This window comes from Rhodanobacter sp. FDAARGOS 1247, assembly GCF_016889805.1.
GTDB lineage: Bacteria > Pseudomonadota > Gammaproteobacteria > Xanthomonadales > Rhodanobacteraceae > Rhodanobacter.
The window spans coordinates 2292558-2308256 of the sequence record NZ_CP069535.1 but is presented as its reverse complement, the minus strand read 5'-3'; the positions used below and the strand labels follow the sequence as shown (position 1 = coordinate 2308256).

The window sequence follows — 15699 nt, the reverse complement described above, 5'->3', positions numbered from 1 at the left end:
GCCGCGCGACCGCAGCTTCCCACAGGAGATGACGATGCGATTCCTTTCGATGATCCGGATCAACGAGAACAGCGGGCAGCGGCCCAGCGAGCAGCTGATGGCCGACATGGGCAAGCTGATGGCGGAAATGACCGCGGCCGGCAGCCTGCTGGACACGGCAGGCCTGCGGCCCACGGCGGAAGGCGCGCGCGTGCGCCTGTCGCAGGGTCGGCAGACAACCACGGACGGCCCGTTCGCCGAAACCAAGGAAGTGATCGGCGGCTACGCGCTGCTGCAGGCCGATTCGATGGAGCAGGCGCTGGCGCTGACCCGACGCTTCCTCGACGTGCACGGCAGCGACTGGGAAATCGAGTGCGAAGTGCGCCAGGTCGACGAGGACTGCTCACCGCAGCGGTGAGCTCGCGCGGTGGACGAACTGCACGCGAGCAGCAGCATGGTCGCCACCACCTTCGTGCTCGCCTGCGACGCCCCGCCGTTCTTCGCCACACCGTGGTGGCAGCGTTGGGCGGGCCGATTTCGCTGCGCCGGCGGCGCTTTGGCGGATCGCCGTTTCGCTGGCAAGATGGACGCCTGAACTTCAGGGGGAAGTCATGCAGCACAAGGCACGGGTCTGTCCGTCGTGGCCGGCATGCCACACATCGCTCCAATGCGGCAGCCCGGGGATGCGGCGGTCCGGCGGTTTCGCCGGCATGGGCGACATTCCCGTGGCGGAGGCCGTCGCATGAGTGTCGGCCTGGCGCGTTGGGCCAACCGGCTGGGCGTGTTCGTGCAGGGTGCGATGACATGCATGGCGTGGCTTGCCGGCATCGTGCTGTGCACGCTGGCCCTGGGTGATGCCGGCGGCGTGCTTTTTTTGCCATTCATGCTGACGTTGTCGCTCTGGCTGGTGACCTTGCTTGTTCATGAGGGCGGACATTACGTGGCGGCGCGCCACGCCGGGATGACCGTGCTGCGCGTGCGCGTCGGTCGCGTCGAGCTGCAGCCGCAACAGCGTGGGTGGCGTGTTCGCTGGGCGCTGCCGCAAAAGATCCACGCCGCCGGTTACGTCACTGCCGTCCATGATCCGTCGCGTCCGCTGCGTGGGCAGAGCCTTCGCATGATCGCGGGAGGGCCGGGCGCGAATCTGCTGGTCGCGATCATCCTTGGTCCAGTGGCCTGGTGGTGCCTGCCGCATGCGGCTGCATGGCTGGCGCTGGCCTTTGCGCTGTTGAATGCGTTGACCGGGTTGGCCAACCTGGTTCCCGGTTCACGCGGGCTGGCCAGTGATGGCCTGCAACTGCTGCTGTGGCGTAACCGACAGCTCGAGTTCGGTCCCCTGTTCGCCCACGCCAGACTGCTTGCGCTGACCGTGGCAGGCGTGACCGCTGACCGCTTGCCCGAGGATCAACTGGCCATGCTGGATGCCCAGCCTGCACCGATGCCGATGGTCGCGCTGTGGTATCGCCTGAAGGCCCGGCAGAACCGTGGCGAGTGGGAAGCGGCCGCTGCCCAGCAGACAAGGTTCGAACACCTGCAGGCCGGGTTGACACCGGCATTGCGCAGCGGCCTTGCCGAATTTCTTGCCTGTATTCGCACCGAACTGGCGTTTTCACTGGCCATGCGGGACCGTGATGCTGCCGGCCTGATGGACAACTTGCTGCCGGAAAAAACACGCTGGAGTGCACCGGCCCTGTGGCCTCGCTGCCTCGCGCTGCGCGCCCTGCTGGAAGGTCATCTGGCTGAAGGCCGGCGCCTGCTCGGCGAGGCGCAGTGCGTGGCCGAGCAGTCGCTCGATCGCGCGCTTCCACTGAGCGAAGCACTGATCCAGCGGCGGATGCTGGCCCTGGCGGCGGAGTCGGGAACACACGCCGTCCGGGTGGCGTGATGAGACATGCGGGCCGGCAGGTGCCGGGGCACGTCCTCCTGGTCGCCCTGATCAGTCCGCCTTGACCAGTTCCACGCGGCGGTTTTTCGCCCGTCCTTCCTCGCTGCGGTTGTCGGCGACGGGGCGTTCCTGGCCGAAGCCGGCGGCGCCGAGTCGCTCGGCTGGCACGCCGGCCTGCACGATGGCGTCCATCACGCTGTTCGCGCGGGCTTCGGACAGCGCCTTGTTGGAGGCGGCGTCGCCCACGTTGTCGGTATGGCCTTCCACACGGAGCTTCAGCGCGGGCGAAGCCTTCATCATCATCGCGACCTGCTGCATGGTGGCCAGGTCGTCGGGTTTCAGCACCGACTTGCCGGTGTCGAAGTTCACGTGCAGGGTGATGAAGCCGTTCTTGTCGAGTTCGTCGCGCAGCTGGTTGGCGGTCACCGCCTGCGCCATCGCCGCCACTTCGGCGACCACCAGCAGGTAATCCTGGGTGGGCGCGCCGTAGATGTCCGGCACCAGCTTGACCCACACGTCTTTGCCGCCGGTGTGCACCTTCAGCGTGGTCTCGCCGCCATCGCCCTCGCTGGGCAGGCGTTCGTAGACCACCTCGCCGCCGATCTGCCTGATCGCGTTCTGGTAGTTGCGGATGATCTGCAGCGGGCTGGCCTGGGTCTCGGGACTGCCGTAGAAATAGCGCAGGCTGGTGGTGTCGCCTTCCACGGTTTGCGTGGTGGCGTTGTCGCCCTTGCCGACCTTGAACTCGGTGGCGTTGTAGGCCTTGCTGTATTCGCTGATGTACGAGCCGGGATAGCGGGTGAGCAGGGGGTGATCCTTCGAACCGGCGATATCGTCGCCAGCGACTGCAAGCAGGGGCAGGGCAAGGCTGAGCGCGAACATGAAGACACGGACGATCCGATTCATGGCGGGCACCGGCAGTGGCAGGTGGCGGCATGATGCGCCCGATCGGCTGGCCAGGGGAAGCCGGGCGGAGGGCGGTGTCAGGCCGTGCCGGCGTGCTCCGGTCGGCCGTGCGCGGCCTGATCCAGACAGTCGCGCAATTGCCGCAACGCAGGCAGCAGCTGCTCGGGTTCGCGCAGGGCCTTGCGCGCCGCGCCGATGCTTCGGCGCACCTCCACCGGCGCCGCGGCTTGTTCCAGCAGGGCGATGGCCGGGTCGATGCAGGCGTGCAGGGCGTCGATCCAGTCCGCGGGTTGCGCTGCCTCGCCTCGGCGCACGGCCCATCGGCTGGCCCTGAATGCCGGGGCGATCTGTGCGACCTGCGCCCACGCCGCCAGCGCCTCGTCTCGCGTTCGCGGCGGCGTGGCCGGGTCGAATGCGTCGCCGAGCACGGCCAGCGCATCGGCGATGCGCCGGCGCAGCACGTTGCGCGAACGCACCGGGTAGACCAGCCAGGCGGCCGCCACGCCGATCACCGCGCCGATCACGATTTCCTGCAGGCGCAGCCCCAGGTCATGGGTGGCCGAGCGGCCTTCGAAACCCTGCAGCAAGGCCAGCGCCAGGGTGACGAACAGCGCCCACCAGGCGTAGCCGAGCGGACGCAGCCAGATGCCGAAGAACACCGCGGCGAGGATCAGCGCGACGGTGGCGCCATCGTGGCTGCCCAGGTGCACGCTGAAGCCCAGCGCCAGCACGGTGCCGAACGCGGCGCCGAGCACGCGCAGCACGCTCTTGTACGCCACATCCAGCCGTCCGCGGTTGCCGCTGTTGACGATGAAGGCGGTCAGCACGATCCACGCCCAGCGCTGCGCGAAGAAGGTGTAGCCGACGACGAACGACAGCGCCAGCGCCACGGCCATCTGGATGGCCATGCGCGTGCTCGCGATCGGCCGCAGCGAGCTCTCATGCGCGGGCGCAATCGCGATCGTGGTGGTCGCTGCCTGCGCGGGCGGCAGCACGCGCAGCCGCCGCGCCAGCGCATGGAAGGCCGCCACCCAGACCAGCGCCAGCAGCGCCACGACGATCGGCACCAGCGCCGCCATCAGCGGTCCCAGTCGCTGGCTCGGTACATGCGGCGTGGTCAGGATCACCACGAACGGCAGCGCGATCAGCGAGCCGACGCGGCGCGTCATCGGGCCAAACCGGCGCAGCCAGATCGACACGAACATGCCGGCCACGAAGACGAGGGCGCCCAGCCACGGCGCGTGCAGCAGCAACATGCCCACCGCGGTCGCCAGCAGGCCGACGATCGGCAGTGCCACCGCCGCTTCCAGCCGGCCGCGCAGGTCGCGATCCAGATGGCTGCGCGCGAACGACAGGCACAACACCACGGCCAGCACGGCGGGGCCGGGTTCGGCATCGATCGCCATGGCGCAGCCCAGGGTGGCCAGCATCGCCAGCATGGTCACGACCGCCTCCCGTCCGGCACGACCGAGCGCGGAGGTGGTGGCGTCGAAGGCGTTGCGGGCCGTGGTCGGCGTGTAGTCGGTGGGTGTCATCGGGGCATAGAGTAGTCGAGCCGGCGGGTGACGCGGGAGAGAGTCGATGCACGTTGTGGTGGTGATCGTGGTGATGCTGTCCGTGTTGCTGCTGGGGCGGTCTATCGAACAGAAGATGTTCCGCGGCGATGCGCAGCGTCAGGCCCGGTTCCGGCGCCGGCTGCAGGCATGGAGCGGGTGGGCGGCAGCGATCGCCGCCGTGCTGGCCGTCATCGCCGTGGTCTGCATGCGCGCGTTGAGCGCGACGCCCTGATTGTCGTCGCGGCGGCGTGGCTCAGTGCGCGGGCAGGGTGTAGCTGAAGTCGTAGTCGTGCCGACCGTCGGCGATGGTGATCGTCATGGCGCCGTCGAGGCCAACCAGTTCGCCGGTGCCGGAGCCGGGCACCACCACCACGGTCCATTCCCGCGGCGTGCCAGCGACCATCAGGGCGCGGTGCACCAGCGCGAAACTGCCGCTGCGGCCGTGCAGCTTGCCGCTGACTGTCTCCAGCGCCACGTAGGCGCCGGACGTGCTGCCGTCACCGGCGGCCAGCATCTCGCCCTGGCTGGTGGCGTCCAGATCGCCGTGGAACTGCTTGTCCAGCGACAGTCGCGCCAGGCCCGAGGCTTTGGCCTGGGGATTGTCGGGCGTCTGCGGGGAAACCTTGACGTCGAAATGGCCGGTGGCGTGCATGGTGACGGGCTCCGTGGGGGTTTGTGCGAGCGCTGCCGCAGGCAGCGAAACGGCGAGGGCAAGCAGGAGTCGTGCGGCGCTTTTCATGGGAGACTCCCGGGTGATGTCACGCCGACAATGAAAGCACGGTTGGGGACGCGATGATTGTAAAAACGCGACAGGCGCGTGCCACCCCTTGCGGAAGACGCGGATGAACGGCGGCGTCGGCAAGGCCCGTGGCGTGTTGCGTCCGGCGCCAGGCGCGCCGTCGACGGGCCTGTTCCACCACGCCCGCATCGCGCCGCCGCCGGCGCTGGGCGGCGTGGTGCAGCATTACTGGATCGTGCGCTGGGATCTGCAGGGCGGCCCGCCGCAGCTGCGCGAAACGCTGCCGCACCCGAACGTGCACCTGGTATGTGAGGCTGCCGGCAACCGCATCCACGGCATCCACACCGGCCGCTTCAGCACTGTGCTGGAAGGCTGCGGCGGCGTGTTCGGGGTGAAGTTCCGCCCCGGCGGTTTCCACGGCTTCCTGCGGCAACCGGTATCCGTGCTGCGCAATCGCTCGATCGCGCCGGAACAGGTGTTCGGCACCGTCGCCGCCGAACTGGCGACGATCACGCAGGCGTCGCCGGACGACGAACACATGGTGTCGCTGGCCAGCGACTTCCTGGTCACCCGTCTGCCGCCACCCGATGCGCAGGCGCTGCGCGTGGGCGAGATGGTGGACGCCGTCGCCATCGACCGCAGCCTGCGCACCCTCGACGACCTGGCGACCCGCTGGAGCATCACGCCGCGCACCCTGCAACGCCTGTTCAACCAGTACGTGGGCATCGGCCCGAAGTGGGTGATCAACCGCTACCGCATGCACGAAGCACTCGAACGCGTCGACGCGGGCAAGCCGATGGACTGGACGCAACTGGCGCTGGACCTGGGTTACTTCGACCAGGCCCACTTCATCCGCGACTTCAAGGCGCTGGTGGGGTGTTCGCCGGTGGGGTATGCGCGGCGCGGGCAGTCGGGTTGAGGTCGCGTCGGCGCGATGCAAAGGTGTGGTCCTGATTTTCGACGCAGTCGTCGCGCGTCCGCCACATGCCATCCGCCATGCAGTTTATTTCTTCACGTCCGTGAGAGATGCAAAGTCCATATTCGTCTGTTCCGCCGTTCCGTACACCGCCAGCATCCAGCAACCCCTTGTTGGTTTGCAGGATTTGTCCGCTTGACCGGGCGCTGTTGGAAGTTGACCATCGATTGCCGACGCCTGATATGGATCTACTAGTCGTGAGGTTAGCTTGGAAATTTCTTCGCAAAAGCAGCTCAGAAGCCATGGAACCCCTGCGTTCTGCTATTTGTGCGGAGAAACACTAGCCGGGCCAAGCCCTATCAATCGCGATCACTGCCCGCCAAAGGGGCTGTTCGCGCTTGGTGACCGCGAGAACTACCCCATCATTCTTCCTACTCATGTGGGTTGCAACGATGCCTGGAAAGAAGCTGACGAAATGATCGGAATCATTACGGACGCGCTACACACGAGGAAAAAGAGCCAGAGCTTTGCGTACACAGACCGCCTAAAGCCCGAGTTCGTTAGCTTTGGAATCGGCCACGCAGCCTCTGTCTCCAATCTTCCGCTTGCGCCAATGGCTGCACGTATTGTTCGCGGGATGCACGCGCTTCTCTACAAGGACTTTCTCCCCGTACGTACCAAGAGCAAGTTCCATATTCCACTTCCAGAGGCCGAAATAGACACGCTGAGGTTGATGGTGCCCTTGGAGCAAACTTTTGTGTTCTCTGACGTCATTCGAAAGGCTTTACTCTCAAAGACCGCAGATGTCGTGCGCGCCTATAACGGCAAGTTTAAATACGCGTGCACGTGGGAGCGGGCCGACAACGGACAAGATTTCTGCATCGCGTGCTTCGACATTTACACCTTTCACGAGATTGCGCCGCCTGTCACGAACTTCCCAAAATCTTTCGTAGGCATGTATATCCCGGATAGGCAGCCTGCTGGCGCATCGAGAGCATCAGGTCTAGAAATTCAGCTTACGCACAGTGAGCTGTTGGACCCATGGCAGCAAACCGAGTAATTCATTTATGCCAGCCGCCGCTGGCGCGGAATCACCCCGGCGCTTTAGTGGACATCCTGGCTACGCGTCTTGGGCATGTTCCATGCTCAAGTCAGGTGCGGAAACGTCTCAACGGTGTGGCGACGAAATCAAGTAATTGCCCCGGATGGTGAAGGCGCAAGGCAATGTCTAGGCACGCCACATGGCCGCCGCGCCCGCTTTTCTGTATGTTGGCGGCTTCCCAACGCCAAGGCGCGCCGCATGACCGCATCGCTGGAACACCCGGACCATCTTCGGCGCAGCCTTTCCAACCGGCACCTGCAGCTGATCGCCATCGGCGGCGCGATCGGCACCGGCCTGTTCATGGGCTCGGGCAAGACGATCAGTCTGGCCGGGCCGTCGATCCTGCTGGTCTACCTGATCATCGGCGTGATGCTGTTCTTCGTGATGCGGGCGATGGGCGAGCTGCTGCTGTCCAACCTGGAGTACAAGTCGTTCATCGACTTCTCCACCGACCTGCTGGGGCCGTGGGCCGGTTTCTTCTGCGGCTGGACGTACTGGTTCTGCTGGATCATCACCGCGATCGCCGACGTGATCGCGATCGCCGCCTATACGCAGTTCTGGTTTCCCGACCTGGCGCCGTGGATTCCCGCGGTGCTGTGCGTGTTGCTGCTGCTGAGCCTGAACCTGGTCACGGTGAAGCTGTTCGGCGAGATGGAATTCTGGTTCGCGCTGATCAAGATCATCGCGATCTGCGCACTGATCGCCGCCGGCTTCGCCCTGGTGGCCTGGGGCTTCACCTCGCCGACCGGACACCAGGCGTCGGTGGCGAACCTGTGGAATGACGGCGGCTTCTTCCCGAAGGGACTCAGCGGCTTCTTCGCCGGTTTCCAGATCGCGGTGTTCGCCTTCGTCGGCATCGAGCTGGTCGGCACCACGGCGGCCGAGACAGCCGACCCGCAGCGCAACCTGCCCAAGGCGATCAACTCGATCCCGGTGCGCATCATCATCTTCTACGTGCTGGCCCTGGTGGCGATCATGATGGTCACGCCGTGGCGCATGGTGGAGCCGGGCAAGAGCCCGTTCGTGGAACTGTTCGTGCTGGCCGGCATTCCGGCCGCGGCCACCCTGATCAACTTCGTGGTGCTGACCTCGGCCACGTCCTCGGCCAACAGCGGCATCTTCTCGACCAGTCGCATGCTGTACGGCCTGGCCGAGGAGCAGCACGCGCCGAAGACGTTCGCGCGGCTGTCGCGCGCCGCGGTGCCGTCGCTGGGCCTGCTGTTCTCCTGCGTGTGCCTGTTGCTGGGCGCGGCGCTGATCTACCTGATCCCCGACCTGATCACCGCGTTCACTCTGATCACCACCTTGTCCGCGGTGCTGTTCATGTTCGTGTGGTCGCTGATCCTGTTCGCCTACATCGCGTACCGGCGCAAGCGCCCGCAGTTGCATGAAGCGTCGACCTACAAGATGCCCGGTGGCGTGTTCATGTGCTGGGCCTGCCTGGCGTTCTTCGTGTTCGTGCTGGTGCTGCTGAGCCTGCAGCCGGATACCCGCGAGGCGCTGATCGCCAGCCCGGTGTGGTTCGTGCTGCTGGGCATCGGATATGCGTGGAAGGGGCGCAAGGCGCGCGGCGCCTGAGTCCGGTCCTGGCATGAAGCGGCGTCCCACGCGGGGAGTCCTGTTGTTGCTGCTGGGCCTGGTCGTCGCGGGCCACGCCGCTGCCGAAGACGTCGCGATGCCGGCGCATGCGTCGTTCAACATCGATTCGGCAGTGCTGCACGAGGCGCGGCACATCAACGTGTACACGCCGCCGGCGTACCCCACGGCGAAGGACGCCCGTTACCCGGTGCTGTACATGCCCGACGGCGGGCTGCAGGAGGATTTCCCGCACGTGGCCGCCGACGTCGACGCGGCGATCCGGGCCGGCGCGATGCGACCGATGATCGTGGTCGGCATCGAGAACACCGAACGCCGGCGCGACATGACCGGCCCGACCACGCTGGCCAGCGACCGCGAGATCGCGCCGCGCGTGGGCGGATCGGCCGCGTTTCGCGCCTTCATGGCGGACGAGCTGATGCCCGAAGTGCAGCGTCGCTATCGCACGGACGGCCATCGCGCGATCGTCGGCGAATCGCTGGCCGGCCTGTTCGTGGTCGAGACGTTCTTCGCGCAGCCGAAGCTGTTCGACACCTGGATCGCACTCAGCCCCAGCCTGTGGTGGAACGACATCGCGCTGGCCCGCGGTGCCGCGGCGCGACTGCAGGCGCAGCCATCACTGGCGTCGACCCTGTACGTGGCCAGCGCCGGCGACGATGGTCTGGACGAGAGCGGCGGCGGCCTGCTGCGGGAAGCCCTGCGCAAGCACGCGCCGCGCGGGCTGCGCTGGTACTACCAGCCGTGGCCGGAACTGAAACACGCCACCATCTATCGCGGCGCGTCACCCGCGATATTCCGCCAGCTGTTCGCGCCGAAGTAGCGGTTCTCGCTCCGCAGGGCGGGCACGGCCCGCCCTGCGCATCGACTTCGCTCGTGCATGCGCGCGTGGGCTCAATCGCGGTCAGGTGCGCCGAGCGGGAAGTACGAGCGGTAGGGGCGCGCCTCGTCCACTGCGCGGGCGAACGAGGGACGCGCCAGCAGGCGCTGCCGATACGCGACGAGGTTTGCGAAGGCGGCGGGGATCGGGTGCGCCCAGTCGGCGTAGAACAGGGCGGGCGCGGCGGCGCAGTCGGCGAGGCTGAAACCGCCGCCGGTGGCCCAGTGCCTGTCGGCAAGCTTGTGATCGAGCCAGGCATAGGCGGTGTCGAGCATGCGGCGGGCTTCCTCCACGCCGCGGGCATCGCGCTCGGTGGCCGGGCGCAACTGGTCGAACACCATCTTCTGCAGCGGCGTATGCACGTAGTTGTCGAAGAACCGGTCGAGAAAACGCGCTTCCAGCGCGGCTTCGGCATCCTCGGGAATCAGCCGCTGCGGACCGGGATGCTGCTGGCCAAGGTACTCGATGATGATGCTGGATTCGACCACGTTGCGTTCGCCGTCGCGCAGCAACGGCATGCGCCGCAGCGGCCACCAGGCGGTGAATTCGTGGTCGGTTTCGGCACCGTCCGGGGTGAGCAGGCGCAACTCGAAGGCGAGGTCGTTCTCGTACAGCGCGATCAGCACCTTCTGGCAGTAGGACGAGAACGGGTGGGCGTAGAGCTTGAGGGTCATGGTGGAGCACCTGGCTGGGGATACGCGAAGGCGACGAACGAAGGTGGGCGGAATCGACAGGCCATGCTCGACCCTGCTGGCATCGGTACGTCCCGGATTGCCCCAGGAAAGGTCGCGCTGCATCAGCGGCTGCGAGGCGTGCCGGATTCGCGCAGGCAGCAGTGGCGCCGCCGGTGGAACGGATCGCCGTCTGTCTCGACCGGGCTTGACCGCGATCAAGGAAACGCCGCGGCGGGGCGACCACGATCGACACCGGCGACACCGGCCAGGTGTCGGTGTAGCGAGGAACTTCGATGGAATTTCATATTGCGCTGGTCGACGCGTCCCCCGAGCCCGGCGTGGTGCAGGACGCGCTGTTCGAGGTCGATCCCACGGCCGTGGTCGACCTGGACATGAGCGGACTGGTGATGCGCATATCGTCCTCGGCCACGGTCACCGACCTGGTCGAGGTGCTGGGGCAGGTCGGCTGGACGGTGGCGCCCGCACAGGTCGCGCAACAGCCGACGATCTGCTGCGGCGGCTGCAGCGGCTGAACCGCATCGACACAAACGCCTTTTGCTGATCGCGCGCCGTTCGCTCGCGCGTCGACGCGCGGGCCTTTTCTCCGGAGTACCTGCCATGTCTTGCGATATCGTGATCATCGGCGCCGGCCCCGCCGGCTTGTGTTTCGCCCGCTCGCTGAAAGGCAGCGGCCTGCGCATCGCGCTGGTGGAGCGCCAGCCCGAAGCCGGCCTGATCGCGCCGCCGGATGACGGTCGCGAAATCGCGATCACCCACCACTCGCAACGCCTGCTGCGCGAGCTGGGCCTGTGGGCGCGCCTGCGCGAGGAGGAGATCGGCACGCTGCGCGACGCGATGGTGCTCGACGGCGACGACCGCGAGGGGCTGATGTTCCGCCACGACGAGGCGGGCAAGCCGCAGCTGGGCTGGTTGCTGTCCAACCACGCGATCCGGCGCGCCGCGTACGCCGAGGTGATGGAGTTGCCGGAGGTGGAACGGATCACCGGCGTCCAGGTGAGCACGGTGCGCACCGGTCGCGACGGCGCCGAGGTCGAGCTGGCCGATGGCCAGACGCTGCGCGCGCAGCTGGTGGTGGCGGCGGACAGCCGCTTCTCCGACACGCGCCGGGCCATGGGCATCGGCGCCGACCTGCATGATTTCGGCAAGACCATGCTGGTGCTGCGCATGCGCCACGAGATGCCGCACGAACAGGTGGCGTGGGAATGGTTCGGCCATGGCCAGACCCTGGCCCTGCTGCCGCTGCACGATCCGCACACCTCGTCGGTGGTGCTGACCCTGTCGCCGCCGGCGATGCGCGAGATGCTGGCGCTGGACGACGCGGCGCTGGAACAGGCCATGGCCGAACGTTTCGAGCAGCGCCTGGGCGCGATGCGCGTGGCCGGCCCGCGCTGCGCCTATCCGCTGGTCGGGGTGTATGCGCAGCGCTTCATGGCCGAGCGCTTCGCGCTGATCGGCGACGCCGCGGTGGGCATGCATCCGCTCACCGCGCACGGCTTCAATTTCGGCCTGCTGGGACAGGACACGCTGGCGGGCGAAATGCGCGCCGCGATGGCCGCGGGCCGGCCGTTCTGGGAGGCATCGGTACTGCAGCGCTATGAGCGCCGGCATCGCCTGGCCACCCGGCCGCTGTATCTGGCCACCCGGATGCTGGCCGGCCTGTACACCGACGACCGCCGCCCAGCGCGGGTGTTGCGCAAGCTGGCATTGGGCGCGGGCGCGCGACTGGGGCCGTTCAAGCGCCTGGTGATGTCGGGGCTCACCGCCGAGTCGGCCGGCGTCCCCGTCTTGTTGCGCCGGCGCTCGACCTGAGAGTGGTGACTTTTCAACCTCGAAGCGACAGAAGAAAACCACAGGCAGTGGTTTTCTTCACCGGCCATGGCCGGAGCCGGCCTGCTCAGGCGGGGTAGCTGGCCAGGCTGCTGGCGATGCGCACTTCGCCGGTCAGCACCTTGTGGATCGGACAGGCGTTGGCGATCTGCAGCAGGCGTTCGCGCTGCTCGTCGGTGAGGTCGCCCTGCAGGGTGATCACGCGGGTGATGTCGTTGCCGCTGGCCGGCGTGCCTTCGGGATTGAACTGCAGGTCCACGCCGACCCGGCGCAGCGGCCATTGCTTGCGCGCGGCATACATCTGCAGGGTGATCGCGGTGCAGGCGCCCAGCGCCGACAGCAGCAGGCGGTGCGGCGCCGGCCCGGCATTGGCACCGCCATCCTCGACCGGTTCGTCGGCCAGCCAGGCATTGCCCTGGTCGTCGGTGAAACTCACCGTGTACGGCGTTTGTCCGGTGACGGCGTGGACGGAGTAGATGGTCATCGGCATGGTTCCTGCGGCAGGGAAGGCAAGCTTGGCGGGCGCACTCAGATCACGTCCCACATGTAGCCATCGTTGGCCAGCACGGCGCCGGCCAGTTGCTCTACGGCGGCGTCCTCGTTGCGCTCCAGCCCGCGCACGTTGCGCGCCATCCGCCGGCGCGCCTGCCTGGCGAACATCTCGGCGATGCTGACGGCCTGCGCCGCGGCGGGGTGCGATTTCTTTTCCAGGCTGTCGGCACGCGACAGCACGCACAGGCCCACGAACAGGTCGATCGCGATGTCGGCCAGGCGTTTCTGCGCGTGCTGCATGTCGGTGGCCTTCTTGCCATGGCGACGCAGCAACTGGTCCGACGATTTGGACAGCTCGACCGTGTACTTCTCGTAGGTCGCCGCGACCTTGCGCAACCGCGGCGACAGTTCGTGGGCGATGCGATCGATGCCGTAGCCGGTGGCTTCACGCATGCGCCGGCCGGTGTAGCTGCCGAGCACGCCGAAGCCCTTGATCGGGTCGTTGAAGATCTCGCCCACGGCGGATTTCAGCTCGCTCAGCCCGGTGCCCACGTCCTTCAGCCCGGACAGTGCGATGTACAGGTGCAGGATCTCGTTGGTGCCTTCGAAGATCGACAGGATGCGCGTGTCGCGGGTGATCTGCTCGTACGGGAACTCGCGCATGAAGCCGTTGCCGGCGGCGATCTGCAGCGCTTCGTAGGACGCGCGCTGCACCGCTTCGCTGGCGAACACCTTGCTCATCGCCGCCTCGACCGAATAGTCGCTGCCGCCGGCGTCGATCAGGTGCGCCACCATCCACACCGCGCTTTCGGCGGCGAAGCAGTCCATCGTCATCTGGGCGATCTTCTCGCGCACCAGGCCGAACTCGGCGATCGGCTGGCCGAACTGCTTGCGTTCCTTGGCCTGGGCGCATGCCAGGCGGATCAGCGAGCGCATGCCGCCCACCGCGCCGCCGCCCAGGCCGGTGCGGCCCGAGTTGAGAATGCTCATCGCCACCTTGAAGCCCTTGCCGACCGGGCCCAGCACGTTCTGCGCCGGCACCTGCACGTCGGCGAACGCCACCGTGGTGGTGCTTGATGCGCGGATGCCCATCTTGTCCTCGTGCGGACCGTGGCTGACGCCGGGCCATGCCGCTTCCACGATGAAGGCGGTGATCCTGCCCTCGGGCGTGTCGGTGCGGGCGAACACGGTATAGAAGTCCGCGATGCCGCCGTTGGTGATCCAGATCTTCTCGCCCGAGAGCGTCCAGCTGCCGTCGTCGTTGCGCACGGCCCTGGTGCGGATCGAGGCGGCGTCGGAACCGGCGCCGGATTCGGTGAGGCAGAACGCGGCGATCATCTCGCCGGTGGCCAGCTTCGGCAGGTAGCGCTGCTTCTGTTCGTCGCTGCCGAACAGCAGCAGACCCTTCATGCCGATCGAGCTGTGCGCGCCGATGGTCAGCGAGACCGAACTGTCGTGGCTGGAGGTCTGGCCCAGCACCCGGGCATAGGCGCCGTTGGAAAGTTCCAGCCCGCCGAACTCCTCGGGAATGATCAGGCCGAACAGGCCCATCTCGCGCAGCGCCTGGATGAATTCGGCCGGCTGCTCGGCGTCGCGGTCGTACTGTTTCAGCTCGGCGGTCTTGTCGGCGAGGAACTGGTCGATCGCGTCGGTCATCGCGCCCAGCATTTCCCGGTCGCGGGCGCGGATTTCCGGATACGGGAACAGGTTCTCTTCGAGGATGTTGCCCAGGAACAGCTGCTTGGCGACGCTGTGCTCGCTGCGCAAGGCGGGGGTGGCGGGCAAGGGCGTGTTCACGGCGTTCTCCGGGCTGGGGCTGAAGCGGCATTCTGGCACCTGTGGCGCGCCTGACCATGACGCCAATCGCCGCAGGCCGATCACGCAAGCCGACGGGTTATGCTGGCCGTGCATCTGAACAGGGGAAGTCCATGCAACGTTTCGTCATCTTCGCCGCGCTGGTCGCGGCTTCCATGCTGGCCGGCTGCGCGCCGCACGCCGCGGTCAAGCCGGCCAGCACCATCACCTTGAACGTCGATGCCGCGGGCAAGCCGGGGGCCGATGCGGACATGAAGAAGGTGCTGGGCGCCCTGGAGATGATCCAGGCTGGCCGCATCCAGCTGGCCATCGATGGCCCCCTGAACGAGGTGATCGACAAGTACGAGGCGCTCTACAAGGGCAGGGCGGGCATGGTGTTCTGCGCCCGCGGCCTGGGCGATGCGCTGATCTACGCCACCCTCGGCAGCAAGACGGTCAATGGCAAGGCGGATGTACCCGTAGAGGTGATCAGTTCGGCCTGGGCGCTGGCCTACTGGGCGCGTGGCTATGCGTACAGTGAAATGGCCCGCTACGCGGATGCGCGGGCCGAGCTGGAAAAGGCGCTAGCCCTGTCGCCGATGGACAGCCAGTACAAGAACGAGCTGGCGTTCACCTATCAGCGCAGCGGGGACTGGAACCGGATGCTGGCCCTGTATCAGGAAGCCGAGGGGACTGCGGAGATCAGCGGCACCACCCCGGAAGCGACCACCGAGCTGAAGTGCGTGGCGCTGCGTGGCCAGGGTTATGCCCTGGTCGAGCTGCACCGCCTCGACGAGGCGACCAAGGCCTACCAGGGCTGCTTGAAACTGGTCCCCGGCGAACCCAAGTCATTGGGGGAACTGGGATATATCCAGGGTTTGCGGGCGAAGGCGCACTGAGCTGCCGGTGCCCGCCCTGAAGTCTCGCGGAGGCAAGCCATGGCAACCGGTTGGGCCGGCGACGGCGCCGTGCAGGATCAGATCGACGCCACCGTCAGCGACGCGGTGGAACGGGCGCGCCAGCAGCTGCGGCGAGGCCCGGGGCTGAGTCACTGCGAGGAGTGCGAGGCGCCGATTCCCGAAGCGCGGCGCCAGGCCGTGCCCGGCGTGCGCCTGTGCGTGACCTGCCAGCAGGCGCAGGACGCGGAACAGCGCAGCAGCGGCCCGTACAATCGCCGGGGCAGCAAGGACAGCCAGTTGCGCTAGCTGCCTGGGTGGTGGCGGGCTACGGGCCATCGCGACGGAAGACGCTTGTGCGACTGCCCGGCGCGGGGCAAGCTCCGCAGGTTGCCGGACTGACGACGGGTCGACCTGATTGCAGCCGCCAGTTTGGGTA

General features: G+C 67.2%; 18 protein-coding genes. 12 read left to right on the top strand and 6 right to left on the bottom strand.

The window, feature by feature from the left end:
• Positions 1 to 34 precede the first annotated feature (34 nt).
• From I6J77_RS10555 to I6J77_RS10545, 3 genes are all read left to right on the top strand, one after another.
• Complete coding sequence (locus I6J77_RS10555) at positions 35 to 397, top strand: YciI family protein (protein ID WP_204108939.1); 363 nt, start codon at positions 35 to 37, stop codon at positions 395 to 397.
• A 9-nt stretch (positions 398 to 406) separates the two neighbouring features.
• Positions 407 to 574: a hypothetical protein gene (locus I6J77_RS10550; RefSeq protein ID WP_204108938.1), complete on the top strand. Its 168-nt coding sequence runs from the start codon at positions 407 to 409 to the stop codon at positions 572 to 574.
• A 213-nt stretch (positions 575 to 787) separates the two neighbouring features.
• The gene (locus I6J77_RS10545) at positions 788 to 1864 is read left to right on the top strand and encodes a site-2 protease family protein (RefSeq protein ID WP_204108937.1); all 1077 of its coding nucleotides are present in this window, start codon (positions 788 to 790) and stop codon (positions 1862 to 1864) included.
• A 51-nt stretch (positions 1865 to 1915) separates the two neighbouring features.
• Here the strand turns inward: I6J77_RS10545 and I6J77_RS10540 are convergent, their stop codons facing one another.
• Both I6J77_RS10540 and I6J77_RS10535 read right to left on the bottom strand, forming a co-directional pair.
• The gene (locus I6J77_RS10540) at positions 1916 to 2770 is read right to left on the bottom strand and encodes an OmpA family protein (RefSeq protein WP_204108936.1); all 855 of its coding nucleotides are present in this window, start codon (positions 2768 to 2770) and stop codon (positions 1916 to 1918) included.
• A gap of 77 nt (positions 2771 to 2847) precedes the next feature.
• The gene (locus I6J77_RS10535) at positions 2848 to 4305 is read right to left on the bottom strand and encodes an FUSC family protein (RefSeq protein WP_204108935.1); all 1458 of its coding nucleotides are present in this window, start codon (positions 4303 to 4305) and stop codon (positions 2848 to 2850) included.
• Positions 4306 to 4351: 46 nt separating this feature from the next.
• Here I6J77_RS10535 and I6J77_RS10530 point away from each other — a divergent pair, with 46 nt between their 5' ends.
• Positions 4352 to 4558 (top strand): hypothetical protein, encoded by a 207-nt coding sequence (locus tag I6J77_RS10530; protein ID WP_204108934.1) that lies wholly within the window; start codon positions 4352 to 4354, stop codon positions 4556 to 4558.
• A 21-nt stretch (positions 4559 to 4579) separates the two neighbouring features.
• On the opposite strand, the gene I6J77_RS10525 is transcribed toward I6J77_RS10530, so the two are convergent.
• Positions 4580 to 4978 (bottom strand): DUF3224 domain-containing protein, encoded by a 399-nt coding sequence (locus I6J77_RS10525; RefSeq protein WP_204108933.1) that lies wholly within the window; start codon positions 4976 to 4978, stop codon positions 4580 to 4582.
• A gap of 190 nt (positions 4979 to 5168) precedes the next feature.
• Here I6J77_RS10525 and I6J77_RS10520 point away from each other — a divergent pair, with 190 nt between their 5' ends.
• The 4 genes from I6J77_RS10520 to I6J77_RS10505 all read left to right on the top strand — a co-directional run bounded on the left by I6J77_RS10520 (position 5169) and on the right by I6J77_RS10505 (position 9499).
• Complete coding sequence (locus I6J77_RS10520; RefSeq protein ID WP_204108932.1) at positions 5169 to 5984, top strand: helix-turn-helix domain-containing protein; 816 nt, start codon at positions 5169 to 5171, stop codon at positions 5982 to 5984.
• A gap of 265 nt (positions 5985 to 6249) precedes the next feature.
• On the top strand, positions 6250 to 7041 hold the full coding sequence (locus I6J77_RS10515) for a hypothetical protein (protein WP_204108931.1): 792 nt from the start codon (positions 6250 to 6252) through the stop codon (positions 7039 to 7041).
• Between the two features lie 240 nt (positions 7042 to 7281).
• On the top strand, positions 7282 to 8661 hold the full coding sequence (gene cycA, locus I6J77_RS10510) for a D-serine/D-alanine/glycine transporter (RefSeq protein WP_056718227.1): 1380 nt from the start codon (positions 7282 to 7284) through the stop codon (positions 8659 to 8661).
• Positions 8662 to 8674: 13 nt separating this feature from the next.
• Positions 8675 to 9499 (top strand): alpha/beta hydrolase, encoded by an 825-nt coding sequence (locus I6J77_RS10505; RefSeq protein WP_239308924.1) that lies wholly within the window; start codon positions 8675 to 8677, stop codon positions 9497 to 9499.
• 71 nt (positions 9500 to 9570) lie between these two features.
• On the opposite strand, the gene I6J77_RS10500 is transcribed toward I6J77_RS10505, so the two are convergent.
• Entirely contained in the window at positions 9571 to 10230 is a 660-nt protein-coding gene (locus tag I6J77_RS10500; protein WP_204108930.1) for a glutathione S-transferase family protein, read from the bottom strand.
• 293 nt (positions 10231 to 10523) lie between these two features.
• Here I6J77_RS10500 and I6J77_RS10495 point away from each other — a divergent pair, with 293 nt between their 5' ends.
• Both I6J77_RS10495 and ubiM read left to right on the top strand, forming a co-directional pair.
• Positions 10524 to 10763: a hypothetical protein gene (locus tag I6J77_RS10495; RefSeq protein WP_204108929.1), complete on the top strand. Its 240-nt coding sequence runs from the start codon at positions 10524 to 10526 to the stop codon at positions 10761 to 10763.
• A gap of 85 nt (positions 10764 to 10848) precedes the next feature.
• Positions 10849 to 12060 carry a 5-demethoxyubiquinol-8 5-hydroxylase UbiM gene (gene ubiM, locus I6J77_RS10490; protein WP_204108928.1) on the top strand — a complete coding sequence of 404 codons (1212 nt, stop codon included), beginning with the start codon at positions 10849 to 10851 and terminating at the stop codon, positions 12058 to 12060.
• 85 nt (positions 12061 to 12145) lie between these two features.
• On the opposite strand, the gene I6J77_RS10485 is transcribed toward ubiM, so the two are convergent.
• On the bottom strand, positions 12146 to 12562 hold the full coding sequence (locus I6J77_RS10485) for an OsmC family protein (protein ID WP_056718222.1): 417 nt from the start codon (positions 12560 to 12562) through the stop codon (positions 12146 to 12148).
• A 44-nt stretch (positions 12563 to 12606) separates the two neighbouring features.
• A complete protein-coding gene (locus I6J77_RS10480) occupies positions 12607 to 14367 on the bottom strand; it encodes an acyl-CoA dehydrogenase family protein (RefSeq protein WP_204108927.1) in 1761 nt (586 codons plus the stop codon).
• Positions 14368 to 14498: 131 nt separating this feature from the next.
• Between I6J77_RS10480 and I6J77_RS10475 the strand changes: the two genes are divergently transcribed.
• Positions 14499 to 15263, top strand: a complete 765-nt coding sequence (locus I6J77_RS10475; protein ID WP_204108926.1) for a hypothetical protein — start codon at positions 14499 to 14501, stop codon at positions 15261 to 15263.
• Positions 15264 to 15302: 39 nt separating this feature from the next.
• Positions 15303 to 15569: a DksA/TraR family C4-type zinc finger protein gene (locus I6J77_RS10470; protein ID WP_204108925.1), complete on the top strand. Its 267-nt coding sequence runs from the start codon at positions 15303 to 15305 to the stop codon at positions 15567 to 15569.
• Positions 15570 to 15699 lie beyond the last annotated feature (130 nt).

Excerpts from the sequence above, each read along its gene's own strand:
- I6J77_RS10555 (WP_204108939.1), top strand. The coding sequence starts at position 35 with ATGCGATTCCTTTCGATGATCCGGATCAACGAGAACAGCGGGCAGCGG.
- I6J77_RS10545 (WP_204108937.1), top strand. The coding sequence starts at position 788 with ATGGCGTGGCTTGCCGGCATCGTGCTGTGCACGCTGGCCCTGGGTGAT.
- I6J77_RS10540 (WP_204108936.1), bottom strand. The coding sequence starts at position 2,770 with ATGAATCGGATCGTCCGTGTCTTCATGTTCGCGCTCAGCCTTGCCCTG.
- I6J77_RS10535 (WP_204108935.1), bottom strand. The coding sequence starts at position 4,305 with ATGACACCCACCGACTACACGCCGACCACGGCCCGCAACGCCTTCGAC.
- I6J77_RS10530 (WP_204108934.1), top strand. The coding sequence starts at position 4,352 with ATGCACGTTGTGGTGGTGATCGTGGTGATGCTGTCCGTGTTGCTGCTG.
- I6J77_RS10525 (WP_204108933.1), bottom strand. The coding sequence starts at position 4,978 with ATGCACGCCACCGGCCATTTCGACGTCAAGGTTTCCCCGCAGACGCCC.
- I6J77_RS10520 (WP_204108932.1), top strand. The coding sequence starts at position 5,169 with ATGAACGGCGGCGTCGGCAAGGCCCGTGGCGTGTTGCGTCCGGCGCCA.
- cycA (WP_056718227.1), top strand. The coding sequence starts at position 7,282 with ATGACCGCATCGCTGGAACACCCGGACCATCTTCGGCGCAGCCTTTCC.
- I6J77_RS10505 (WP_239308924.1), top strand. The coding sequence starts at position 8,675 with ATGAAGCGGCGTCCCACGCGGGGAGTCCTGTTGTTGCTGCTGGGCCTG.
- I6J77_RS10500 (WP_204108930.1), bottom strand. The coding sequence starts at position 10,230 with ATGACCCTCAAGCTCTACGCCCACCCGTTCTCGTCCTACTGCCAGAAG.
- I6J77_RS10495 (WP_204108929.1), top strand. The coding sequence starts at position 10,524 with ATGGAATTTCATATTGCGCTGGTCGACGCGTCCCCCGAGCCCGGCGTG.
- ubiM (WP_204108928.1), top strand. The coding sequence starts at position 10,849 with ATGTCTTGCGATATCGTGATCATCGGCGCCGGCCCCGCCGGCTTGTGT.
- I6J77_RS10485 (WP_056718222.1), bottom strand. The coding sequence starts at position 12,562 with ATGACCATCTACTCCGTCCACGCCGTCACCGGACAAACGCCGTACACG.
- I6J77_RS10475 (WP_204108926.1), top strand. The coding sequence starts at position 14,499 with ATGCAACGTTTCGTCATCTTCGCCGCGCTGGTCGCGGCTTCCATGCTG.
- I6J77_RS10470 (WP_204108925.1), top strand. The coding sequence starts at position 15,303 with ATGGCAACCGGTTGGGCCGGCGACGGCGCCGTGCAGGATCAGATCGAC.